The 25,467-nt window shown below is 36.1% G+C and carries 18 protein-coding genes; 15 read left to right on the top strand and 3 right to left on the bottom strand.

What is annotated here, in order from left to right; all coding sequences use genetic code 11:
• Positions 1-2: 2 nt before the first annotated feature.
• The 9 genes from LUU93_RS18310 to LUU93_RS18270 all read left to right on the top strand — a co-directional run bounded on the left by LUU93_RS18310 (position 3) and on the right by LUU93_RS18270 (position 15,527).
• Entirely contained in the window at positions 3-3,035 is a 3,033-nt protein-coding gene (locus LUU93_RS18310; RefSeq protein ID WP_232682604.1) for a SusC/RagA family TonB-linked outer membrane protein, read from the top strand.
• 12 nt (positions 3,036-3,047) lie between these two features.
• On the top strand, positions 3,048-4,649 hold the full coding sequence (locus tag LUU93_RS18305; RefSeq protein WP_232682603.1) for a RagB/SusD family nutrient uptake outer membrane protein: 1,602 nt from the start codon (positions 3,048-3,050) through the stop codon (positions 4,647-4,649).
• A gap of 1 nt (position 4,650) precedes the next feature.
• Positions 4,651-6,288, top strand: a complete 1,638-nt coding sequence (locus tag LUU93_RS18300; protein WP_232682602.1) for a glycoside hydrolase — start codon at positions 4,651-4,653, stop codon at positions 6,286-6,288.
• A 180-nt stretch (positions 6,289-6,468) separates the two neighbouring features.
• Complete coding sequence (locus LUU93_RS18295; RefSeq protein ID WP_232682601.1) at positions 6,469-8,052, top strand: glycoside hydrolase; 1,584 nt, start codon at positions 6,469-6,471, stop codon at positions 8,050-8,052.
• 84 nt (positions 8,053-8,136) lie between these two features.
• Positions 8,137-10,557 carry a glycoside hydrolase family 2 TIM barrel-domain containing protein gene (locus LUU93_RS18290; protein ID WP_232682600.1) on the top strand — a complete coding sequence of 807 codons (2,421 nt, stop codon included), beginning with the start codon at positions 8,137-8,139 and terminating at the stop codon, positions 10,555-10,557.
• Positions 10,558-10,886: 329 nt separating this feature from the next.
• Positions 10,887-12,254, top strand: coding sequence for a glycoside hydrolase family 27 protein (locus LUU93_RS18285; protein ID WP_232682599.1), 1,368 nt, complete (start codon positions 10,887-10,889; stop codon positions 12,252-12,254).
• Positions 12,254-14,185: a glycoside hydrolase family 43 protein gene (locus tag LUU93_RS18280; protein WP_232682598.1), complete on the top strand. Its 1,932-nt coding sequence runs from the start codon at positions 12,254-12,256 to the stop codon at positions 14,183-14,185. The genes LUU93_RS18285 and LUU93_RS18280 overlap by 1 nt, the downstream gene beginning before the upstream one ends.
• A gap of 314 nt (positions 14,186-14,499) precedes the next feature.
• On the top strand, positions 14,500-14,904 hold the full coding sequence (locus tag LUU93_RS18275; RefSeq protein ID WP_232682597.1) for a hypothetical protein: 405 nt from the start codon (positions 14,500-14,502) through the stop codon (positions 14,902-14,904).
• Positions 14,905-15,137: 233 nt separating this feature from the next.
• On the top strand, positions 15,138-15,527 hold the full coding sequence (locus LUU93_RS18270) for a helix-turn-helix transcriptional regulator (RefSeq protein WP_232682596.1): 390 nt from the start codon (positions 15,138-15,140) through the stop codon (positions 15,525-15,527).
• A gap of 48 nt (positions 15,528-15,575) precedes the next feature.
• On the opposite strand, the gene LUU93_RS18265 is transcribed toward LUU93_RS18270, so the two are convergent.
• A complete protein-coding gene (locus LUU93_RS18265) occupies positions 15,576-15,908 on the bottom strand; it encodes a YegP family protein (protein WP_232682595.1) in 333 nt (110 codons plus the stop codon).
• Positions 15,909-16,106: 198 nt separating this feature from the next.
• On the opposite strand from LUU93_RS18265, the gene LUU93_RS18260 reads away from it, so the two are divergent.
• The 3 genes from LUU93_RS18260 (at position 16,107) to LUU93_RS18250 (ending at position 18,441) form a co-directional block, all read left to right on the top strand.
• The gene (locus LUU93_RS18260) at positions 16,107-16,592 is read left to right on the top strand and encodes a copper resistance protein NlpE N-terminal domain-containing protein (protein ID WP_232682594.1); all 486 of its coding nucleotides are present in this window, start codon (positions 16,107-16,109) and stop codon (positions 16,590-16,592) included.
• Positions 16,593-16,706: 114 nt separating this feature from the next.
• Positions 16,707-17,846 carry an XdhC family protein gene (locus tag LUU93_RS18255; protein ID WP_232682593.1) on the top strand — a complete coding sequence of 380 codons (1,140 nt, stop codon included), beginning with the start codon at positions 16,707-16,709 and terminating at the stop codon, positions 17,844-17,846.
• The gene (locus LUU93_RS18250) at positions 17,821-18,441 is read left to right on the top strand and encodes a nucleotidyltransferase family protein (protein ID WP_232682592.1); all 621 of its coding nucleotides are present in this window, start codon (positions 17,821-17,823) and stop codon (positions 18,439-18,441) included. The genes LUU93_RS18255 and LUU93_RS18250 overlap by 26 nt, the downstream gene beginning before the upstream one ends.
• Positions 18,442-18,752: 311 nt before the next feature.
• Here the strand turns inward: LUU93_RS18250 and LUU93_RS18245 are convergent, their stop codons facing one another.
• Positions 18,753-19,901 carry a cysteine desulfurase family protein gene (locus LUU93_RS18245; protein WP_232682591.1) on the bottom strand — a complete coding sequence of 383 codons (1,149 nt, stop codon included), beginning with the start codon at positions 19,899-19,901 and terminating at the stop codon, positions 18,753-18,755.
• Positions 19,902-20,268: 367 nt separating this feature from the next.
• On the opposite strand from LUU93_RS18245, the gene LUU93_RS18240 reads away from it, so the two are divergent.
• The 3 genes from LUU93_RS18240 to LUU93_RS18230 are packed head-to-tail and all read left to right on the top strand — an operon-like array spanning position 20,269 to position 24,097.
• Positions 20,269-20,907, top strand: a complete 639-nt coding sequence (locus LUU93_RS18240) for a 2Fe-2S iron-sulfur cluster-binding protein (protein ID WP_232682590.1) — start codon at positions 20,269-20,271, stop codon at positions 20,905-20,907.
• Positions 20,904-21,884 carry an FAD binding domain-containing protein gene (locus LUU93_RS18235; RefSeq protein WP_232682589.1) on the top strand — a complete coding sequence of 327 codons (981 nt, stop codon included), beginning with the start codon at positions 20,904-20,906 and terminating at the stop codon, positions 21,882-21,884. Before LUU93_RS18240 ends, LUU93_RS18235 begins: the two co-directional genes overlap by 4 nt.
• Positions 21,885-21,892: 8 nt before the next feature.
• Positions 21,893-24,097, top strand: coding sequence for a xanthine dehydrogenase family protein molybdopterin-binding subunit (locus LUU93_RS18230; protein WP_232682588.1), 2,205 nt, complete (start codon positions 21,893-21,895; stop codon positions 24,095-24,097).
• 671 nt (positions 24,098-24,768) lie between these two features.
• On the opposite strand, the gene LUU93_RS18225 is transcribed toward LUU93_RS18230, so the two are convergent.
• Positions 24,769-25,248 (bottom strand): DUF1203 domain-containing protein, encoded by a 480-nt coding sequence (locus LUU93_RS18225; RefSeq protein WP_232682587.1) that lies wholly within the window; start codon positions 25,246-25,248, stop codon positions 24,769-24,771.
• Positions 25,249-25,467 lie beyond the last annotated feature (219 nt).

Below are 25,467 nucleotides of genomic sequence, written 5' to 3'. Positions count from 1 at the left end.
ATATGAAATTTAAATATATATGGTTTTTTATTGCCCTTTTGTGTACTGCTGTATCATTTGGACAAATAAAAATAAAAGGAACTGTTAAGGACAAAGGAAATGTACCAATTCCCGGAGTAAACGTAAATGTAAAAGGAGCTTCAACATCTGCAGCAACTGATTTTGACGGGAATTATACAATCAATGTTCCAAACAAAAATGCTCAAATTGAGTTTTCATTTGTGGGTTTTACAACTCAGGTAGCAGCTGTTGGTGATAAAACCGAGATTAATGTCGTACTTCAGGAATCAAGCCAGGCGTTAGACGAAATTGTGGTTGTAGGTTATGCTTCTGTAAAAAAGAGCACTGTAACGAGTTCTATTTCTTCTATAAAAGGAAAAGAATTACAAACTATGACAGTAGGTAACGTAACTGAATCATTGCAGGGAAAAGTTTCCGGAGTTCAGGTTACAGGACAGGGAGGTCCCGGTGCGCAGCCAAGAGTTTTAATTCGTGGAATTTCTACTGTAAACTTAAGTACAGACCCGCTTTATGTAGTAGACGGAATCCCAATGGGAACCAGCATCAATTTCTTAAGCAATAATGAGATTGAGTCTATGGAAGTTTTAAAAGATGCTTCTGCAAGTGCAATTTATGGTTCTCGTGCATCAAACGGAGTTATCCTGATTACGACTAAAAAGGGCAAAGCAGGTAAAACCAGATTTAATTTTGATTTGAGTTCTGGTATGCAGATTATGAAAAACCCATATGATATGGCTGATGCCGAAGGTTATGCAACGATCATGAATACAGCATACAACAATTCAGGCTATTCAGATTATCTGCCAAATCCTTCTCAGTATAAAGGAAAAACAACAGACTGGTGGAGAGCCGGAATTAAAACAGGAACACCTGTTACCAATGCCTCTTTTGGAGTAAGCGGAGGTTCAGACAAACATACTTATGCGATAAGTCTGAATTACTATAACTCAGAGTCTATGTACGGAATAGGCGGATGGGAAAGAGTAACGATGAGAATTGCAAATGATTTTAAATTCTCTGATAAATTCTCAGCTGGAATCACTTTAAACCCTCGTTATGAAACTTGGGGATCTCCTGGAAACTGGGCAGATTTTGATAAAATTGATCCAATTACGCCAATTTACAAACCTGCCAGTCAGTTAACAGGATTAGAAAATGAATACAGTATTTACGCCCGTTCTCCATCGTATGTATGGAATCCGGTTGCAGCCGTAAACCGTTATGATGATTACACAGATCAGTACAACTTAAATACAAACGGATATTTACAATATGAACCAATAAAAGGTTTAGTAATTCGTACACAGGCTTCTGTTGAAGTTGGAGATAAAATTTGGAGCAAATTTACTCCGGATTTCGAAATTGACGCGGCACACGAAAAAGCTGAAATCAATACCATCGAAAGAAAAGCAACAAACAATGTAGACTGGACGTGGCAGAATACTGCAACATATACTAAAACATTTGCAGATAAACACAATGTTTCTTTGATGATTGGTAACACAATGGAAGAATATAATGGAAATGATGTTTGGGGGTATGGAGAAGGCGTACCAAATAACTCAGACTCGATGAGAGAGTTGAATGCTGCAACTAAAAACCGCAACAGCGGTGGTAACAGCTGGTCAAGTTCTTTAATGTCTTATCTCTCTCGTTTTTCTTATAACTACGATGGTAAATATTATTTTACAGGAACTTTTAGACGAGATGGTTCTTCAAAATTCATGACTAATAACAAATGGGCAAATTTCCCCTCAGCTTCAGTTTCATGGAGAATTTTAAATGAAGGATTTATGGAAAAAACCAAAGACGTTTTAAGCGATTTAAGATTTAGAGCAGGATGGGGTAAAGTAGGAAATCAAAATTTACCAAGTGCTGTTTATCAGTCAAATATAGGACAAGGATTTTATATAATCGATGGACAAGTTGTCGATACGTCTTATCCTTCATCAATGGCTAATAAAGATATTAAATGGGAAACTGTAGAAGATGTCAGCTTTGGAATTGATTTTGGATTATGGAAAAATAAACTTTCAGGATCATTAGAATACTATCAAAAGAAAACAAATGATATGTTGTTCCTGAAACAATTTCCAACGTACAGTGGATTCCCGGGATATTCTACAATGTGGACGAACGTGGGTTCAATGCAGTCAAGCGGTATTGATTTATTGCTTTCATATAAAGATAAAAAAGGCGATTTCTCTTATGGTGTAGACTTAACTTTTACAACTGTAAATGTCGAAATGCTGTCTTTATCCTCTGACGGAGAAAAATTATATGGATCAAGTAACAGAACTTTAACTGTAAAAGGCGAAGAACCAGGATATTTCTACGGGTACGTTGCTGATGGTTTATTCCAGAATCAAACCGAGTTAAATTCTCATACAGACGAACACGGAACAAAATTACAGCCGTATGCGCAATTAGGAGATATTCGTTTTAAAGATGTAAATGGTGACGGAAAACTGGACGAAAAAGACAGAACAAAAATTGGTTCTCCTTGGGCAGATTACAATGTAGGTTTGAATTTCAATTTTGGTTATAAAGGATTTGATTTAGTAGCAAACTTCTATTCAAGCATTGGAAATGACATCGTAAACCAAAACATTTCAGATTTATACAACGGTGCAAGTTTAACAAACAAAGTAAACGGATTAGATCAAATGGCTTGGCATGGAGAAGGTACTTCAAACTACATTCCTCGTTTATCTAAAGACGATAACAATGAGAACTATACAAAATTCTCGTCTCTGTATGTTGAAGACGGTTCTTTTGTACGTATGAAAAACCTGCAGTTAGGCTATTCATTCTACAACAAATTTGGTTTAGATAAACTTAGAATTTCATTATCAGGGCAAAATTTATGGACATGGACAAACTACTCAGGAGTTGATCCTGAGGTAGCTGGTGGAGATCCTGATAAAGGAGACAGAGTTAAAGGATCAGGTTTTGGCGGATGGAATTATCCTGTACAGCCAACAATTTTGATGGGTCTTAATGTTGCATTTTAATAAAAAACGATCATGAAAAAAATAATAGTATCCATAATAGCTTTAGCTGCATTTACAGTTTCTTGTGACGATTTTATCGAAAAAGAAGAAAGAGGAACGCAGACTTTAGAAAATTATTTTCAAACGGCACAGGAGTGTGAAAATTATACCAACGAATTAACTCGCAGATTGTTAATTACTAATGATTGGTATACCTTACTTGCTCCTCGATTAGTTAGCGAAACCGCGACAGATGATGCCTGGATGGGGAATACAGGTCAAGACAGCGGAGCATTCAGACCTTGTGCGCAGTATTTAGTTACTCCTGATAATATGGGAGCTATGAACAGCATTTATACAGCGCATTTCTATACGATTCAATCGGCAAATATTGGTTTAGAGAAAATGGCTTTATCACCAATTTCTGATTCTCAAAAAAATCAATATATGGGAGAATCATTATTTGCCCGTGCGTATTGCTACTACGAATTGGTAAACCTTTTTGGCGGAGTTCCTTTATATACAAAATCTTTAGGAACAGGCGACTTGAATTTACAGCGCAGCTCTGCAGCAGATGTTTATGCTCAAATTGAAGCAGACCTTAAAGATGCAGCAGCAAAATTAGAAAGCGCTCCTGTAGCAAGAAACGGAAGAATAAACAAATGGGCTGCATATGCATTACTGGCTCGTGTTACATTATTTCAGGAAAAATGGGCTGATGCCAAATTATATTCAAACAAAGTAATTACTGAAGGACCATTTCAATTAGAATCTGATTTCTTAAATATATGGAATGTAAACAATCATAACGGAGTTGAATCAATTCTTGAAGCGCAGTCATCATCTGTACAAGACAAAAATTTAGGGTCTATGTTACCTACTTTCTCCGGAGCAAGAGGTGAAGACAAGAAAAATTTTCCAAGTAATGATGCCGCAGATGTTATTGACGGATGGGGATGGTGTATGCCAACCAGTGATTTAGAAAACGCTTATTTATCTGAAAATGATGTTATTCGCCGCAGAAGCACCATTACAAAATGGGGAGAAGCCGCTTACGGGGATGAAGTTTTAAATCCAACACATAAATTCAGCTTAAACGATAATAAATCAGGACGTATCTGCCGTAAATATTATATTCCAATAGCAACACGTCGTGCATTAGATAAAAAAGACGGACACTTACCATTAAATGTTCCGTTGATTCGTCTGGCAGAAATGTATTTAACAAGAGCAGAAGCCAACTACCATACAGGCGGAGATGCTTTGGCAGATATTAATATCATCAGAGCGCGTGTTCAGTTAACTCCAAAAACAGGAATTTCTGGCCCAACGCTTTTAAAACAAATTTACAAAGAGCGTCGTTTAGAATTAGCTTTTGAAGGATTACGTTTATTTGATATTCGTCGTGAAAAAGACCCAACAACCGGAAGACCGGTAATCGAATCTCTAATGGGGCCAAATGGGACTTTTGTTCAATACAATTTGAATTCTACAGATCCGTATGAAACTACAAATACCAGAGAATCACAAGATAAAGGAATCAATTTTAGTCCGGCTAAAAATTTATTATGGCCAATACCACAGTTAGAAATTGACTTAAGCGGCGGATTAATCACTCAAAACCCTGGTTATTAAAATGAAGTTTAACAAACAAAATAAAGTAAGTCTGCTATGTGCAGGCTTACTTTTCGCAAATACTTTTTTAGTAAGCTGTGACTCTGAAAATAACGGAGATTCAGATTCAGGATCTTCTGCAGCAGAATTAAGTATCAATCTGGATGCAAATCTTCAAACAATGGAAAGCTTTGGAGCTTCTGATGCATGGCAGTGTAACTTTATTGGAAAAAACTGGCCTTCAGACAAAAGAAACAAAATAGCCGATTTATTGTTCAGCAAAGATTTTGATGCCGATGGAAACCCAAAAGGAATCGGGTTATCATTATGGCGTTTTAATCTGGGAGCAGGAAGTTCAGAGCAAGGCGATGCCAGCGATATTACGGATGAATGGAGACGTACAGAATGTTTTACAACAGATGGTGTAAGTTATAATATGAACAAACAAGCCGGACAGGTTTGGTTTATGAAAGCTGCCAGAGAACGCGGTGTCGAAAAATTACTGGCTTTTGCAAATAGTGCGCCGGTTTACTTAACCCAAAATGGAAAAGCACACGCAACCATCAAAGAGTTCTACAATTTAAAAGATGGAAAAATGCCAGATTTGGCTGATTTCTGGGCAAATTCTTTAGATAAATTAAAAACAGAGCAAGGTTTAACAATCGATTATGTAAGTCCGTTTAATGAACCGCAATACGAGTGGGACGGAACAAATCAGGAAGGTTCTCCTGCGACAAATGCCAATATTTACAGCTTTGTAAATATTCTGTCTCCAAAATTACAGTCAAAAGGAGTCGAAGCACAAATTGTAGTTGGCGAAGCAGGTGCTTATGAACCATTGTATAAAACAGTTTCGGGCAAAGAAAGCAGATCAAACCAAATCGATTATTTCTTTGGAGCCAATTCAGCTAAAAAAATCAGTGGATTAAGCAACGTAAAGAAAACTATTTCTGCACACAGTTACTGGCAGGCATGGCCTTTAAGCGAAATGGTTTCTTCAAGACAAAAAGCGGCTTCAGGAATTCAGGGAGCCGGAAATATAAGCCTTTGGTCATCTGAATACTGCGTTCTGGAAAATCCGGGAACTGCAGAATTACCAGGCGGAGCAGGAGTAGGAAGAGATTTAGGAATGTCGCTGGCACTTTGGACAGCTCGTATTATCAATACAGATATTGCGGTTGGAGGAGTTACTTCATGGCAGTGGTGGACAGCTATTAGCCGCGGTGATTACAAAGACGGTTTAATTCACGTAGACGATGGCGCAAGCAACGGTGCCGGAAATTCAGATTATTGCAAAAATGATGGTTATATTAGAGATTCAAAAACACTTTGGGCATTAGGAAATTTTTCATTTTTCGTAAAACCGGGAATGGTAAGAGTGCAGATTCCTAGTGTAGATAATGCCGCTTCTGTTAATGATGTAATGGTAACTGCATATAAAGACGCTGTAAATAAAAAGCTGGTTGTTGTTGCTGTTAACATCAGCAAATCGGCGAAAGCCTATAAATTAAATCTTGCCGGAGGAACATTAGCCGATAATAAATTAACGCCATACACAACTTCTGAAACCTTAAGCCTGAAAAAAGGAACTGCCGTTGATGCAACGAATATTCAAATTCCTGCGAGGGCTGTAGTTACCTACGTTGGAAGTTATAAGTAAGATGTTTTACGCATTCATGTTATCCGCAATTTTTGTCATTTCGACGTAAGGAGAAATCGCACTCGTTAATCGACAAAGATTGGCGACATACTTTGCAGAATTTCTAGTGCGATTCCTCGTTCCTCAGAATGACAAACTGAGCGTTAAAAAAATGCGACAATAAGAAAAACAAAAAAATAAATGAGAAAAATATATATCTCGCTTTTATTGATAACAAGTTCGCTGTCATTTGCACAGCGAACTGCCATCATAAGCACAGATAATGTTGTACAAATCATGGATGGTTTTGGAGGTTCTGATGCCTGGAGAACCCAGTTTGTGGGTAAAAATTGGCCGGAGAAGAAAAAGAACGCCATTGCGGATTTACTTTTTAGCAAAGAAATTGATGCAGAAGGAAATCCAAAAGGAATTGGACTTTCGATCTGGCGGTTTAATCTCGGTGCCGGAAGTACAGAACAAGGAGAAAACAGCAAAGTTTCTGACGAATGGAGAAGAAGCGAATGTTTTTTAAATGCCGACGGAACTTATGATTTTTCGAAACAAGAAGGACAGAGATGGTTTTTGCAGGCAGCTAAAAAACGAGGTGTCGATAAATTCCTGATTTTTACAAACAGTCCGCCGGTTTTTATGACAAACAACGGATTATCTTTTGCATCCCAAAAGAATAAACTGAATCTAAAAGATGGTGCAATTCCAAAATTTGCCGATTTCTTAGTTCAAAGTATTCAGGGGTTGGAGAAAAAAGAAGGAATCAAATTCGATTATGTGAGTCCAATAAACGAACCGCAATGGGAATGGATGGCTAATAATGGCGACAAAAACAGTCAGGAAGGAACGCCGGCGACAAATGACGAAATTTATGCTTTGACCAAATCACTTTCAGAAAAACTCAAAGCTAATAAAATGAGTACCGAAATTGTGATTGCCGAAGCCGGACAAATCAATTATTTATATGAAAATGTAAATGCTGAAAATCGAGACAATCAAATCGATTATTTCTTCGGAAAAACTAAAACGAATATTTCCAAGCTTCCAAATGTAAAAAATGTCATTTTGGGCCACAGCTATTTTACGACATGGCCGGTTGAAAAACAGGTTTTAAGCCGAAAGTTAATTGCTGCAAATATTAAACAAAATCCGGGATTAAAATATTGGCAGTCTGAATACTGCATATTAGAAAATCCGGGAGAAGCTGAAATACCAGGAGGTTCAGGCGGAGGAAGAGATTTAGGAATGCAGACTGCTTTATTCGTAGCACGTTTAATTCACAACGATATTGCAGTTGCCAACGCAGCTTCATGGCAATGGTGGACATCGATAACCAGAGTTGATTACAAAGATGGTTTAATTTATCTTGACGACGGAAAAAGCAAAGGAGGAACCGAACCTAATTATGTTAGAAACGATGGAGAATTCCATGATTCAAAACTGCTTTGGGCTTTAGGAAATTATTCTCTTTTTGTTCGTCCCGGAATGTTGAGAATTGACGTTCCAAACCAAAACGAATTAGATGCAGCAAATGATGTAATGCTGACTGCTTATAAAGACACAGCCAATAAAAAAATGATTATAGTAGCAGTCAACTGCGGAAAATCTCCCCAAAAATACAAATTCGAATTATCAAAAGGATCAATTAAAAACAACGAATTAACGCCTTACATAACATCTGAAAATTCAAACCTAAAAAGAGCAGCAATTCAGAAAATTAATGATTTAGAAATTCCAGCAAGGTCTGTAGTGACATTTGTGGGAGAGTTTCAATAAAAATGAAGTTAGTTTCAAGTTTCAGGTTTCACGTTTGCGGGGAACTTGAAACTTGAAACTTGAAACAAAAATTAACTAAAAAAAATGTTTAGAAAAAAAATCATATTACCCGTACTTCTCTTCTCGTGCTTATCAGCATTTAGTCAGATATCATTTGGAGATTCTCAAAAAATCAATGACAACTGGAAATTCAATCTTCAGGAAACTCCGGATGCAAAAAACACAGCCTTTGACGACAGCAAATGGCAGCAGGTAAATGTACCGCACGACTGGAGCGTAAAAGGACAATTGAGCCCAACGCTGGCAAGCTGTACAGGATATCTTCCGGGAGGAATTGCCTGGTACAGAAAATCAGTAAATATTCCGCAGAGCAAAAGCGGAGAAAAAGTCTATTTATACTTTGAAGGCGTTTACAACCGAAGCGAAGTTTTCATCAACGGACATTCGTTAGGAAAACGACCAAACGGCTATATTTCTTTTGCCTATGATGCGACTCAATATGTAAAATTTGGAGGAGAAAATACAATCTCTGTTCGAGTAGATCACAGTCAAAGTGCCGATTCACGCTGGTACACCGGTTCAGGAATTTACAGAGATGTCTGGCTGGTGTATGCAAATCCGGTTCATATCGGGCAATGGGGAGTTTATGCTTATCCGGAAGTAAAAAACGGAACAGGAACTTTAAATGTTGAGGTTGATGTAGAAAACGGTTCAAAAGCAAAATCAAGTCTTACTATTGTAAATGAATTGATTTCAAATGAAGGAAAATCGGTCGCAAAATCTTCTTCAAAAATTGAAGTTTCCGCCAATCAAAGCGGAAAAATTTCAACGAAATTAACCGTAAAAAATCCTCAAATATGGGATTTAGAAAACCCGAATTTATATCAGCTTAAAACAACCGTTTTAAAAGATGGGAAACAAATCGACCAAACCGTAACAAAAACTGGTTTTAGAACCTTTACTTTCGATCCAAATAATGGTTTTGCCTTAAACGGGAAATGGATGAAAATGAAAGGCGTTTGTCTGCATCACGATGCAGGGGTTTTAGGTTCAGCCGTTCCTCGCGAAGTTTGGGAAACAAGACTTAAAACGCTTAAAGAAATAGGCGTAAATGCAATTCGTACAAGCCATAATCCGCAAGCGCCCGTTTTCTATGAACTTTGTGACGCATTAGGAATTTTGGTGTTAAACGAAGCTTATGACGAATGGGAATTTCCTAAACGTAAATGGTTAGAAGGCTGGAATTACGGAACTCCTGGATTCGAAGGTTCGTTTGATATTTTTGCAGAATATGCAGAAAAAGATTTAGAAGATTTTGTGCGTCGCGACAGAAATCATTTATCTGTTTTTGGATGGAGTATAGGTAACGAAGTAGATTATCCAAACGATCCATACTCGCATCCGGTTTTAGATAAAGGAAAAGACGGTTTTGGGCAGGCAGCTTACGGAGGTTACAAAAAAGATGCACCAGATGCTATGCGTCTTGGGGCAATTGCAAAACGTTTGGTAGCTGCAGTAAAAAAATACGATAAATCACGCCCAACGACTGCCGGATTAGCTGGAGTTGCAATGTCTAACGAAACAGAATATCCAGGTGCTTTAGACATTACAGGATACAATTATACAGAAAGCAAATACCAATCAGATCACGAAAAATATCCAAACAGAGTCATTTTCGGAAGTGAAAATGTGCATGATATGGATCCTTGGCTGGCGGTAAAAAATAACAAACATATTTTCGGACAGTTTTTATGGACAGGAATTGATTATTTAGGAGAATCTGGAAGATGGCCTTCAAGAGGATTTTACTCAGGTTTAGTTGATTTTGCCGGCGTTATTAAACCAAGAGGATATTTCCGTCAGTCATTATGGTCAGATAAACCAATGGCATATATTGGAACTTATCCATTAAAAAATGAAAAAGACATTTCTAAAGATGCGTGGGCAATCTGGAACTATAAAGACGGAGAAAAAATTCGCGTAGTTTGTTATACCAATGCTGCAAAAGCACGTTTAGAATTAAACGGAAAAGTAGTTGGTGAAACCAAACTTTACGACGAAAAAACAGGAATTATGTATTGGGATATTCCTTTTGCTTCAGGAAAATTAGAAGTAATCGGATTAGGCAAAGACGACAAAGAAGTAAGCAGATATGCCATTATATCAACACAGCAGCCAGTTGAATTAACCATTGCAGATAAAAATATCACAATTTCTAAAGATAAGGGTGTTGCTAAAATAATGGTTCAGGTAAAAGATCAAAACGGTTTACCTGTAATGCTTTCAGACAACGAAGTAACCTGTACGATAACTGGCCCGGGAACTTTATTAGGACTTGAAGCAGGAAACAACAGCGACATGACAGATTATACAGATAATGTACAGCGAGTATTTCACGGTCATATTGCAGCCTACATTCAATCTACAGGAGAAACACAGCCAATAAAAGTAACTTTTACAAGTCAATGGTTAAAGCCGGTTGAAGTTACGATTAATGTAAAGTAATTATTTTAGGAGATTAATTTTAAGTCCCAGAGGGACGATATATTTATAGAAAATCAGATATTTATGTGAACGGACCCCATTGGGCAGAATTTGTTCAAACTGAAGAGGCGCCATTCCGCTGGAGCTTTATTTGAAGAATATAATACATGATCTATAAATATGCTCTACTGGAGCTAATTACAAAAAAACGAATATTAGTTAGTTTTTTCAGATTGTCAATTAACCTGTCTGTATTTTGGTTTATCAGACAGGTTAATTGCATTTTATGGTTAAAGTTTATTATATTTGAAGTGTAAATTTTACATTTATTAACATCTAACCACATTATAATGAAAATTAAGAATAAAATTGCCCTTGCTTTAGGAGTAGTTTTGGTATCGGTTTCTGCCAATGCCCAAAAAACAGTTTTCAAAAAAGACGAATTTAAGCAATGGGCGCAAACCCCGCCAATGGGCTGGAACAGCTGGGATTGTTATGGACCAACTGTTGAAGAACACGAAGTAAAAGCCAATGCCGATTATATGGCAAAGAACCTAAAGAAATTTGGCTGGGAATATGTCGTTGTAGATATTCGATGGTTTGTAGAAAATGACAAAGCAGGAGGTTATAACCAGACAGACCCGCGTTATGTAATCGATCAATACGGAAGATATCTTCCGGCTGTAAACCGTTTTCCGTCAGCAAAAGACGGGCAGGGATTCAAACCTTTAGCAGATTATATCCATAAAAAAGGATTAAAATTTGGAATCCATATTATGCGTGGAATCCCTAAAAAAGCAGTGGAAGACAAACTGCCAATAAAAGGAGCAAATGGAGTTACAGCAGATCAAATTTACAGCACCGCTTTGCAGTGCGAATGGTTAAAAGACAATTATACAATTGTTGCAGACAAACCGGGAGCACAGGAATACTACAATTCTATTTTTGAATTGTATGCACAATGGGGAGTTGATTTTATTAAAATCGATGATTTATCAAGACCATATCACGAAGGCGAAATCAACTTAATTAGAAATGCCATTGACAAATGCGGACGCAAAATTGTTTTAAGTACTTCGCCGGGAGAAACTCCAATCGAAGCTGCGCCGCACGTAACTACACACGCGAACATGTGGCGTATGGTTGACGACGTTTGGGACACTTGGCCTCACATTACCCATTTAATGGATGTTGCGCAAAAATGGTACCCGCATATTGCTCCGGGAACCTGGCCGGATTGTGATATGATTCCGCTTGGTCGCATTTCAGTAAGAGGAGAAAGAGGCGAAGACAGAATGACTCGTTTAACAAAAGACGAACAATACACGCTGATCACGTTTTTCAATATCTTCAAATCACCGTTGTTTTTTGGCGGAGATTTACCAAGTAATGACGCTTTTACTTTATCGTTATTAACCAATAAAAATGTGGTAAAAATGCATAACGAAAGCACAGCTGTAAAACAGCTTTTCCAGAAAGATGGTAAAATTGCAGTGACTTCAAAAAATGCAAAAGACGGCAGTATTTATCTGGCATTATTTAATATTTCAGATACGGCATCGCAAAATGTTTCGGTAAATCTTTCAGATCTTGGTATTTCGGGCGAAGCTGATGTTTTGAATATATGGACAAATGAAAAATCTAAAGCACCAACCGCTATTTCAGCCGATTTAAGACCGCACAGTTCTGTTTTATATCAATTAAAAAGTAAAAAATAATGAAGAAAACGCATTTTAGTCTTGTATTATTTTTAACGGTTTTTAATTTTTTACAAGCCCAGAATACAAAAGGAGTTCCGCCCGTAATTGCAGAAAAAGACTTAACAGCCTATTTGTTTGTATACTTTACCGGAAATTCTGTTGAAGAAGAAGCCGTTCGTTTTGCCGTAAGTGCCGACGGTTATCATTATTACCATCTCAACGATAATAAACCAGTTTTAAACAGTAAAATAATCAGTTCAACCGGAGGAGTTCGTGATCCGCATATCTTAAGAGGCGACGATGGAAAAACCTTTTATATGGTTTTAACCGACATGACTTCATCAAAAGGCTGGGACAGTAATCGTGCGATGGTCTTGCTAAAAAGTACCGATTTAGTAAACTGGAAAAGCAGCGTGGTAAATATTCAAACGGCTTTTTCGGGAAACGAAAATTTAAAACGAGTTTGGGCACCGCAGACTATTTATGATGCTAAAGCCGGAAAATATTTAATTTACTTTAGTCTGCAATATGGCGGAGGGCCAGATAAAATTTATTACGCTTATGCGAATAAAGATTTCACAGCTCTGGAAAGCGCGCCCAAATTATTATTTGTTCCAAAATCTGAAAAAGCCTGCATTGACGGAGATATAATTGAAAAAGACGGAGTTTATCATCTTTTCTATAAAACCGAAACTGAAACGGCTGGAATAAAATCGGCTGCAACAACTGATTTGACTTCGGGAAAATGGACAGAAAATGATAATTATTTACAGCAGACAAATGAAGGAGTTGAAGGCTCAGGCGTTTTCAAACTAAACAATTCAGACGAATATATCCTGATGTATGATGTGTATAGAAAAGGGAGATATCAGTTTACAAAAACCAAAGACTTAGAAAACTTTACTGTAATCGATAATGATATTTCGATGGATTTTAATCCGCGTCACGGAACGATTCTGCCTATAACACGCTCTGAATTAAAAAGAATTACAGACAAATGGGGATTGCCTTCAAAATACCCAAAAATTAATAATAATCCGGTTTTAGAAGGTTATTACGCTGATCCGGAAATTCTGTACTCAAACAAAACAAAAAAATATTATATCTACCCAACAAGCGACGGTTTTGACGGCTGGTCAGGAAATTACTTCAAGACATTTTCTTCAGATAATTTAAAAGACTGGAAAGACGAAGGAATTATTCTTGACCTTAGAAAAGATGTAAGCTGGGCAAACAGAAATGCTTGGGCACCTTGTATTGTAGAGAAAAAGATAAAAGGAAAATACAAGTATTTTTATTATTTCACAGCAGCGCAAAAAATTGGTGCAGCAGTTTCGGATAATCCGAATGGGCCTTTTAAAGACAGTGGAAAAGCATTAATAAGCACAAGACCTGAAGGTGTAAAAGATGGTCAGGAAATAGATCCTGATGTTTTTACAGATCCGGTAAGCGGAAAAAGCTATTTATACTGGGGTAATATGTACATGGGTGTCGCCGAATTGAATGCTGATATGGTTTCCCTTAAAAAAGGAAGTACTAAAGTAATTGCTGTTAATGATTCATTTCGAGAAGGAACTTATATATTCTACAGAAAAGGAATTTATTATTTCCTGTGGAGCGAAGATGATACCAGAAGCCCGAATTATAAAGTTAGGTACGGAACTTCAAAATCGCCTTTAGGACCAATTGAGATTCCGAAAAATAATATTGTGATTCAGGGAAAACCAGATATTGGAATTCACGCAACGGGGCATAATTCAGTTTTGCAAATTCCAAATAAAGACCAATGGTATCTTGTTTACCATAGATTTTCTTATCCAACCGGAATTAAAATGGGAGACGCAGGAGGATTTCATCGTGAAGTCTGCATCGATAAATTAGAGTTTAATCCAGACGGAAGTATAAAAGAAGTAATCCCAACTCATATCGGAGTCGACGGTTTAAAATAAATTTTGTAACTTTATCCTGTCTAAAAGTCATTCCTCATAAAGGAGTGGCTTTTTTTATGCATTACTTATATAAGTAAAACGCCATATTGGATTTTGAAATCATAAGGTAAAATTTATAATTAGATTTAATTACAACCTCTGGTTATATTCTATAAGCTGACTTGTAAGAAAAAAAAGCTGATTATGCGTAATATTGTGAAACGATGTGCTGTTTACCACTGCAGCATTTTCAAGTTATTCATTTAAGCCGAAAACAATTTTTTAGACAGCTTTCTCACCAGGCTTTCTTTAAAGAGATTTAATTATTTATCATTATGTTCATTTCCCTCACTCACGATCAGGTACAGTTTCAGTACGGGTCAAAACAATGGCAGTACAATTTTAATGAAATTGTAGAACTTGGACTGCTCAAAAAAAAGAAAACTTATCTTTTTGAAAACGGCGCTTTTATGGCCGTAACTGCTTTAGCTTATTATTGCATGATTTTTACCAGTTTAATGGAGCTGTATTATTTAATACCAACTCTATTGTGTTATTCTTTTTTAATTATCCTGCGATTTAACAACAAAACAGAATTCGATTATTTTGTTATTGTAAAAGACATCTACAAAAAAGAAACAAAAGTAAAAATAGACGCTTTAGACCGGCCAATGATCGGAAAACAAATCGATCAGTATTTAAATTTAGAATTCGAACGGGTTTTAAAAACTACAAACTAAATATCGTAATGGACCAGGTATTAAATGAGATTTCCGGTTACGATCTGGCTTTTATAATTATTGCCCTTGTATATGGTTTCATAATTATAATTAGAAAAAAATAAACAAATTCTATTTCATCGGCCTACATGAAACAGAATTGTAATTATCCAAAAAATAAAGCTGCAATACCCCTCTAAGCTAAGTTTAGTTGCGGCTGTTTAAGTTACACACGCCCTCTCCAAATCAAACTTATGGCAACTTCAATAAAAAATAAAATCAAAAACATTAGAGAGTTAAAAAATTATACTCAGGAATATATGGCAGATCAACTTGGTGTCACTCAGGCAGGTTATAGTAAAATAGAAAAAGGAAGAACTATATTATCTTACGCTAAATTAGTAGAAATAGCTCGGATTTTAGAAGTTAGTGTAGAAGATATTATTAGTTTTGACAGTCAGAGATATTTCAATAACTATAATACCGTAAAAGGAAATAATAATAACGGAAGTATCTTAATTAATTCAAGCAGTGACGAAGCTTTAAAAGAACTTTATGAAGATAAAATAAAACTGCTGGAAAAACTTTTAAACAAAACAGAAGAAGAACTGGACCGTTATAAAATAAAATTTGGTCATATATAAAAAAAACGAGGCTTTAGAGCCTCGTTTTTAGTTTATATCTTTTCACAATTAAACCGTTTGATCGTCTGTATCGGCATCAGGAGCGTTCTTTTTTACTGACTCGATTCCATTTTCTCTGGCAGCAGTGCTTTCATACATTTCACTTGCACCAATATTCTGTCCGTTGCTGGCTTTTAAGTTAAAGTAAGGTTTGCCATTACTAGATTCTTTTCTGTCATAACGATTGTCGTCCTGAGAGTTTGTTTTAACAGATTCAATTCCGTTTAAGGCAGCTGCTTTTGTCGAATAGCCTTCACTAGTCAAAATTGTCTGGCCGTTACCAGCTTTCAAATTAAATTGAAATTCACCATTGGTTCTTTTAGTAATTACAAATTTTCCCATGTAGTCTTTTATTTAAGTTAACTAAAATATATTGTTATTGATAAAAATACAAAACTTCATAATATAAATGATACTGTAAGAAAAAATAATTGTTTATACTTTGTTAAGTATAATCCTAAGATATTTAAAAGTTGACAGGCTTAGTTTTTATGTATAAGAAAATTCTTTAAATTTGAAAAAACATTAAAATTTACGAATATGAAAAATGTATTGATTTTGCTAATCACCGCAGTTCAATTTTTGTCTTGCAACAGTAAAAAAAATGAAGAAAATACTAAGACCGAAGTAATAGATTCAACAAGCACAAAAGTTGAAAAAAGTACAGCCGAAAACGCCTTGGTCTATGAAGGTTTACTGCCTTGTGCAGATTGCAGCGGCATTCAAACCGTTCTTAAAATTTATCAGGGAAATGGGACAATGGAAGGGCAAAAGTTTGAATTATCAAGTATTTACAAAGGAAAATCGCCTGAAAAAGAGTTCGTTGAAAAAGGAAATTTTAATACAGAACGAGGTTTAGAAAACGATCCTGACGGAACAATTTTTGTTTTAAATTGGGACAAACCCGTCGAAAAGCAATCGTATTATGGCTATTTAAGTACAGACACAAAAAAAATCTATATGCTGGATCGCGAAAGAAAAATAATAAAATCGAAGCAGAACTATTCTTTAGACCTAAAAAAATAAATCAAACCTATTTTAATTAAGAATATTATAAACTTAAATGACTTTACGGTCTTTAAGTTTATAATATTTTTTATTTTTAGAGTATCAAAGAATCATCAATACAAATTTCTGTTGATGGCATTTATTTTTATGAAAGAAATCAGCGAAATTCTTAAAGCATACTCAGAAGCAAAATCGGCAGGAAAAAAAACAGCTTTGGCAACAGTCGTTAAAGTTGAAGGATCATCGTATCGCCAGCCCGGAGCGCGAATGCTCGTTACAGAAGATGGAGAATTAACAGGAGCCATAAGCGGAGGCTGCCTTGAGGGCGATGCATTACGAAAAGCGCTTCTTTCCATTCATCAAAAACAAAATAAACTAATTACCTACAATACTAATAATGAAGAAGATATTGAAATAGGTTTACAGCTTGGCTGCAACGGGATTGTACATATTCTATTTGAATATATTGATGAAGAAGCATCAAAAAATCCGATACAGCTTTTACAGCAATTAGAAGTAGAAAGAAAACAAGCCGTAATTGTTACTGTTTTTTCTTTAAAAAGAAATGCAGTGCAGTCTGGAACGATATTTTTTTACAGACAGGAAAGCCAAATTTTGTCTCATAACGATGAAGCTCTAAATTTAATTTTAGATGTACATGAAGTCTTGAAAACTAAAACATCAATTGTAAAAAAACTTCAAACAGAAAGCGAAAGTGAAGTTTTAATAGAATATATAAACCCGCCAATTTCACTTGTAATTGCAGGAGCAGGAAACGATGTACAGCCTTTGGTTAAAATAGCTTCAATTTTAGGCTGGAAAATTACTGTTGGCGACGGACGTGCGACACATGCAATCGAAAAACGTTTTCCTAAAGCAGACAAAGTAAATGTGTTAAAACCAGAAGAATTTCTGGAAAATATCACTATTGATAATCAAACGTATTTCGTATTGATGACCCACAATTACAAATACGACTTAGCAGTTTTAAAATTACTTTTAAAAACAGACTGTCAATACATTGGAATTCTCGGTCCAAAAACAAAATTAAACCGAATGCTGGATGATCTTCAAAATGAAGGAATAACAGTCAGTGAAGAACAATTAGAGCGAATTTACAGTCCGGTTGGTTTAGATATTGGAGCAGAAACATCCGAAGAAATTGCACTTTCAATTGTATCAGAAATTAAAGCTTTTTCGACTGGAAAGCCTGGGACTTCTTTAAAATATAAAGCAGGTAAAATTCATGACGAAATTCATTATGAAAGATAAATTTAAATATAAAACCGCTATTATAATTTTGGCTGCAGGGAATTCTTCAAGATTAGGAAGACCAAAGCAATTATTAAAATATAAAGGATCAACTCTTTTAAAGAACACGATTTCTGAAGCTTTAAAAGTGTACAATTCATTTGTTATAGTGGTAACAGGTGCGAATCATAATGAAGTAGAAAAACAGCTTAATACTGCAGAAATAAATATTTGTTTTAATCCCGAATGGGAAACCGGAATGTCATCTTCAATTGTAAAAGGATTAAATGAATTATTGCTTTTAAAACCTGATAGCAATGAATGTATTTTTGCCGTTTGTGATCAACCCTTTGTTAACAATTTAATTTTTGAACATTTAATTAGGCACTATCATAAAAGCAAAAAAAGAATTATAGCTTCTGCTTATTCCGAAACCTTAGGAACTCCGGTTTTATTCCATAAAAAATATTTTAATGAATTGCTTGAATTGAGTGGGCAGGAAGGAGCAAAAAAAATCATTAAAAAGCATCAAAATGACGTCTATTCAATTCCTTTCGAAAAAGGTAATATTGATATTGATACAGAAGAGGATTATAACAAATTAGTTTCTGAGTAGAGTAATTTGCTATATGTTTTAATCTTGCAAAGTCGCAGAGACGCAAAGTTTTTTTGTTAGCTGCCTCCAGTTTTAACGCAAAGTTTTTAAGATTTAATTCAATTGCCTCCAGCTTTAGCTGGAGGTTCTAAGCAAGAATAGAAAAGGCTTTAGCCCAAACTAGCCGAAGTTTGGCTAAAGCCTTTTAAACCTTAATCTATTTCCTCCTCCAGTTAAAACTGGAGGCAACTAATAAAAAACTTTGCTCCCGAAACCTCGGGACTGCGACTTTACGAGATTATTTCTCAAAGCAAATAAAAAAACTTAGTGTCTTAGTGCCTTAGTGGCAAAACCAATTGGCGAGCTAAGTTCAAAACCCGCTCAACAACAATATCAATTTCCTCCAAAGTAGTAAATCTCCCCAAACTAAACCGAATCGAACTCAAAGCCTCCTCATCAGACAGTCCCATCGCTTTTAAAACATGCGAAGGCTCAGACGTAACTGCCGAACAAGAAGCCCCATTTGAAACCGAAATATTTCCCAAAGCCATAATAAGCTGTTCTGAATTTACACCAGGAAAACAAATATTTGAAGTATTATAAATTCGGTTTTGAATATTTCCATTTACAAAAGAACCCTCAAATTGCAGTAAACCATTTTCTAGTTTATTACGTAAAATTTTAATTCTGTTTTTATCTGTTTCTAATTCATTTACAGCTATTTCAGAAGCTTTACCTAAACCAATAATTCCGGGTGTGTTAAGCGTTCCGCTGCGTAATTTTCGCTGCTGGCCGCCGCCTGTAATTTGAGGAAGCAATTTTGGTTTGGCTTTCGCCGAAATGTACAAAGCACCAATGCCTTTTGGGCCGTAAAATTTATGTGCAGACAAAGTCAAAAGATCAATTCCTAAAGTTTTAACGTCAATTGGAATTCTTCCTGCCGCCTGAGTTGCATCACACAAAAAAAGGACATTTTTACTTTTAAGAATCGTATAAATTTCGCTGATATTTTGTATGACACCTGTTTCGTTATTAGAAATCATTCCTATGAAAACCAGTGATTTATCTGTAATAATTTCACTTAAAAGATTAAGATCTAAAATCCCTTCACAATTAACAGGGAGGTAACTGACTTCAAAGCCAATACTTTCCATAAAACGACAAGTTTCGAGAACCGCTTTATGTTCAGTTTGGATAGTAATTATATGTTTTCGGTTTTGATCGGCTAAACCTTTTATGGCCAGATTTATTGCTTCGGTAGCTCCCGAAGTAAAAATAATTTCATCAGCATCGGCATTAATCAAATCAGCAGTCTGCCAGGCAGCATTTTCGACGGCTTCGTTTACTGTTAATCCTGCAATATGTCTGCTTGTAGAATTGGCATAGAAAGCAGTAAAATAAGGAAGCATAGCTTTTAAAACCCGTTCATCAACACGAGTTGTAGCATTATTGTCAAGATAAATATGTTGCTGATTTGGCATAGTTAAAACTTAATCTCGTAAAAATACAATTTTCAATGTAAATAATAAATCTGTTTCTGTGTGTATTTTTTAGCGCAAAGCACGCAAAGTTTTTTTATTTCACATTGTGTTAAGCGTATGCAAAGTTCGCAAAGCTTTGTCAATTCCAGCTTTGCGAACTTTGCCTTCATTCGGCATAACGCAAGATAAAAAATCTTTGCGTGCTTTGCGATAAAAACCTTTGCGCACTTTGCGCTAAAAAATACACACAGAAATTGTAATTATTCTAAATAAGCACAATGTTTGAATTTCATAACTTTTTGTGGATTAAGATTGTTAAATTTGTTAGAATACCCAAGAGATTTTGCTAATTTAAAAGAGAGATGGAATGGCTTCTAAAAAAACAAATCCAGATAAAGTAACAGAGAATGACTCAAATTCCCGTCGTGACTTTATAAAAAAATCAGGACTTTTGACTGCCCTTGCACTGGCACCGCCTTCATTGGTTATGGCTTCAGAGAACAAATGGGATGAAAAAATAGCGGAGTATTTAGAAACTGTACCGCTTTCTATCGAAGTAAATGGCAAAAAACACAATCTTAATATAGAGCCAAGGACTACTTTACTTGATTTATTAAGAGAACAACTGCAGCTTACCGGAACAAAAAAAGGCTGTGACCACGGTCAATGCGGTGCGTGTACAGTTCACGTAAACGGAACCCGAATTTTGTCCTGTCTGACTTTGGCAACCATGCAGCAAAACGCTCAGGTAACTACAATCGAAGGACTTGTAAAAGGAAAAAAGCTGCACCCAATGCAGGAAGCTTTTATCAAACATGACGGTTTTCAGTGCGGTTATTGCACGCCGGGACAAATCATGTCTGGAATTGCCTGTATCAAAGAAGGCCATGCCAACAGCCGTGAAGAAATTAGAGAATATATGAGCGGAAACATCTGTCGATGCGGCGCTTATCATAATATTGTTGATGCTATAACTGAAGTGAAGGAAGGAGGGAAGGAATTATGAAAAATTTTCAAATAATTAAAGCATTATCTTCGAGTTCAGCGGTATCGAACATCAGCAAAGAAAAAGAAGCTATGTTTATCGCCGGCGGAACAAATCTGGTAGATTTAATGAAAAAGAATGTCGTAGCTCCAGACAAACTAGTTGACATTACAGGATTAGATTTAGCAAAAATAGAATTTCTAACCGGAAAAGTTTCAATTGGTGCATTGGCTAAAAATAGTCAGGTAGCCGAAGATGCATCCATTAAAGAAAAATATCCTTTGTTAGCTTTAGCATTAGCGGCCGGAGCGTCTCAGCAAATCAGGCACATGGCAACTGTTGGCGGTAATATGCTGCAAAAAACGCGTTGCTCGTATTTTTATAATACGGATATGCCATGCAATAAGCGAACTCCCAAAAGCGGCTGCGGTGCCATTGGCGGTTCTAACAGGATGGCGGCTATTTTTGGAGCTTCAGACAGCTGCATTGCTGTTCACCCGAGTGATATGTGTGTAGCATTGGCAGCATTAGATGCTGCTGTTTTAGTGGAAGGCCCGAAAGGGAAAAGACAAATTAAATTTACAGATTTTCATCGCCTGCCCGGAAATACTCCCGAAAAAGACAATACTTTAGAAAGTAAAGAATTGATAACTTCAATTGAAATTCCCGATAATAATTTTACCAAAAATGTGCATTATTTGAAAGTTCGTGACAGGACGAGTTATGCTTTTGCATTAGTTTCTGTTGCTGTAGCTTTAGATCTTAAAAATAATGTGATTAATGATGTTAGACTTGCAATGGGAGGTGTTGCACATAAACCATGGAGATTAACTGAAGCAGAAGAATTCCTGAAAGGAAAAACAGTTTCGGAAGAGATATTTAGAAAAGCGGCAGATTTGTCAATGAAAGGTGCGAAAGCATACGGAGGCAATGATTTTAAATTAACGCTTGGTCCAAATGCAATAACAGAAGCACTTACAATAGCAGCATCAAAATAATTAGAATTATGAGCAAGACAAGTAATATTAATAGAGTTGACGGATTTGCTAAAGTAACAGGATCGGCAACTTATTCTGCCGAATATAAAACGCCTGGAGTAGTGTATGCCTGTTTGGTGGGAAGTACGATTGCAAAAGGAAGAATCAAAACCATCGATACTAAAAAAGCAGAATGGGCGCCGGGAGTTCTGGCTGTTATTACGCATTTAAACGTAGACAAACCTGCCGGATATCAAAAAGCAAAAGACAAACATAATTTTGGTCAGCCGCTGCAGATTTTCAAAGATGACTCGATATTATACTACGATCAGCCAATTGCATTGGTAATTGCCGATACTTTTGAACGTATGCAATATGCGGCGAGTTTAATTAAAGCCGATTATTTTAAAGAAGAACATTCGACTGAACTTCAAAAAGCGGCGGATAAAGAGAAAAAAGTAGAAACAGATAAAGGGAATGATTACCACAGAGGAGTTCACGATGGTTACAAAAATGCAGAAGTCATATTTGAAGCCGATTATACGATTCCAACAGAAGTTCATAACCCGATGGAACTGGCGAACATTATCGCAAAATGGGACGGAAACAAACCAATTTTATATACCAAAAGCCAAGGTGTTGAAGGAACACGCCGAAGTGTTGCAGGAGTTTTTGATGTTCCTGCAGAAGATGTTGAAGTACACTCTGAATATCTTGGAGGTGCATTTGGAATGGGATTACATACCTGGCCGTATGAAATTGCGGCATTGATAGGAGCAAAGAAATTAAACCGCCCGGTAAAATTAGTTTTGCACCGAGAGCAAATGTTTACCAATGTTGGTTTTAGACCTTATACCATTCAAAAAATGGGTCTTGGCGCTACAAAAGCAGGAAAACTAACGGGTTTAACGCATGAAGCCGTTGCGATGACTTCGAGTTATGAAGATTTCATGGAAGGAACGGTAAATATGTCCCGATTTATTTACGATTGTGAAAATGTTTCGACACGTTATCGAATCGTGCCTCTGGACACTTGTACGCCAATCTGGATGCGTGGTCCGGGCGAAGCAACAGGTTCTTTTGCATTAGAATGTGCAATGGATGAAATGGCCTATAAATTAAACTTAGATCCAATTGAATTTCGAAAGCTTAATTATGCTGAGAAAGATTTGGAACAAAATAGACCGTGGAGCAGTAAATATCTCTTAGAATGTTACGAAGGCGGAATGGAACGCATTGGCTGGAAAAACCGTAAAAACGAACCAGGTTCTGTAAAAGAAGGAGACTGGCTTGTAGGTTACGGAATGGGAACTGGAACTTTTGGCTGTTATAGAAGCCCAACTTCTGTAAAAGCAAAATTTTTACCCGATGGGAATTTAGTTCTCCAGTGCAGTGTCAACGATATGGGGCCGGGAACGGCAACTATGATGACGGCAATTGGTGCTGAAATAACAGGTTTATCCGCAGAGAATGTAATTATTGAAATGGGGAAAAGCGGACTGCCAAAAGGCCCGACACAGGGAGGTTCGGCAACGACTTCATCTGTTGGTTCTGCGGTTCATGATGCGTGTAATTTACTGGTAAGTAAAGTGTTAGGTTTAGCGACTGAAAATCCGGTTTTAAAAGGAACTCCAATTACAGATTTAGCTTTTGCAAATGGAGTAATTTCTTCAACAAAAGATACCGCTAAAACGGTTGCCTTGACTTCTTTGCTTAGTTCCAATAAGTTAGATGGATTAGAGGTTGAAAATCAATCAAAAGGAACGGATGAAGCTAGGAAATATTCAATTTATTCGTTTTCAGTTCACTTTGTAAAAGTATTAGTGAATCCGAATTTGGGTAAAATACGTTTGGCGCATGTTGTTTCGTGTGCTGATATTGGAACGGTTATCAACCAAAAAACTTCTGCCGGACAAATGTATGGCGGTGCAGTTGGAGGTATCGGAATGGGATTAATGGAAGCATTGGAAATCGATCATCGTTTTGGCCGTCCAATCAACAATAATTTCGCTGATTATCATGTTCCCGTAAATGCCGATATTGAAAAACAAGAAGTTTTCTTCGTCAATAAAAAAGATCCCATCAGCAATCCAATGGGAACAAAAGGTCTTGGAGAAACGGCTTTGGTAGGAATGGCGCCGGCAATCGCAAATGCTGTTTTTAACGCAACCGGAAAACGTGTGAGGGATTTACCAATTACACTGGATAAGATTATAGAAACCGTTAAGGTTTAATACAAAAAAGAGAGACTGTCTCAAAAGTCAAGACAGCACTTTTACTATAATTATTTGTTTGTTTTTAATGCAAACTTAACTTGTTTCTACAAATGAAATGTTCCTACGGGACAAAGAATATAACTTGTTATTTTTTGATATCGGGTTTCATTCCATTAAGAATGTTTCATAGGTAGAAAAAATAGAGGTCGGACACATTTAGGTTCCGTAGGAACTTTGATATGCCAGATTATTAAAAAACAATGTCAAAATCAAACGTTCCTACGGAACGTAAACGATGATAATAATATAATTTCTACCTATGAAATGTTCCTACGGAACAAAAAAAAATGTAAAATAAAAAGAGGCTGCTCCGACTTTTGCACTGCCCCATATAGCGTCTAACTTTTTGGGTGCGGTCTATTTTGAGACAGCCTCTTTTTTTTGGTTTCTATTTTAAACATAGCCTGTGGTTTCAACCACGGGACACAATCAAAGCACAATCTGTATCCCCATGGTTGAAACCACGGGCTATGTTTACATTGGATTGTATTTGTAAATGCAGAGAAAATATTAAACTAAAAAGATACATTAAAAAAAACTCTTTTTTATTCTATTTTGAAATACAGCTCGTGGTTTCAACCACGGGAATATATATAATGATCGTTTAATTACATCCCAATTGACATCGATTATACTCTTTCAATTTTACAAATAAAACAACAAGCTTCTGAATTTCTAGCATGAAGATATTCAACATCTTTTTCAGTTTCAAAGATTTCAGAAATTAACTGATCAACATCATTGTCACCAACCAATTTTGTAAAAATCATTTTTTGTTCTTTATTATAACCAATTAACGACAAAGGAAAATTTTCTTTATCAGCTTTTATTTCTGGTGGAAAATTATAAATATCTGAATATTCTTCCACCTCATTTTTATGAATAAATATAGGCCCAGATTGATTAAAAGCATTGTTTTGTGAAAAAGGACTGTAAGCCAAAACTAATCTGATATCTTCACCGACCTTAAAAGGTTTTAACGAAATCCTGCATGGTCCTTTTCCAGATGCTGGTTGTTCATAAACTTGATTGCCAAAATTATCAATATTCGTTTTACGGATTTTGTTTGCAAATTCTTTTGTTACCGGAACAATTTTAAATTTTTTCATAACTTTTAAACTTTAATTTAAACAAAATTACATTCTGTTTTTTTCAATTAAAATCCGTTTCTTGCTCAATAAAATGATGATTATAAAAGTATGAGGCTGTCTCAAAAGTGAGGCAGCTTTTTTTGTGGCATAAAAAAAGGAAAGCTTTCGCTTTCCTAATTCTTGCAATTTGATTAAATTGCGGTGTGTGTATAGCTTCAAAAGTAGTCTTTAAAGATT

It is taken from the genome of Flavobacterium soyae (assembly GCF_021245985.1).
Lineage (GTDB): Bacteria > Bacteroidota > Bacteroidia > Flavobacteriales > Flavobacteriaceae > Flavobacterium > Flavobacterium soyae.
The sequence above is the reverse complement of the archived record's forward strand: the minus strand, read 5'-3'. Positions and strand labels throughout refer to the sequence as shown.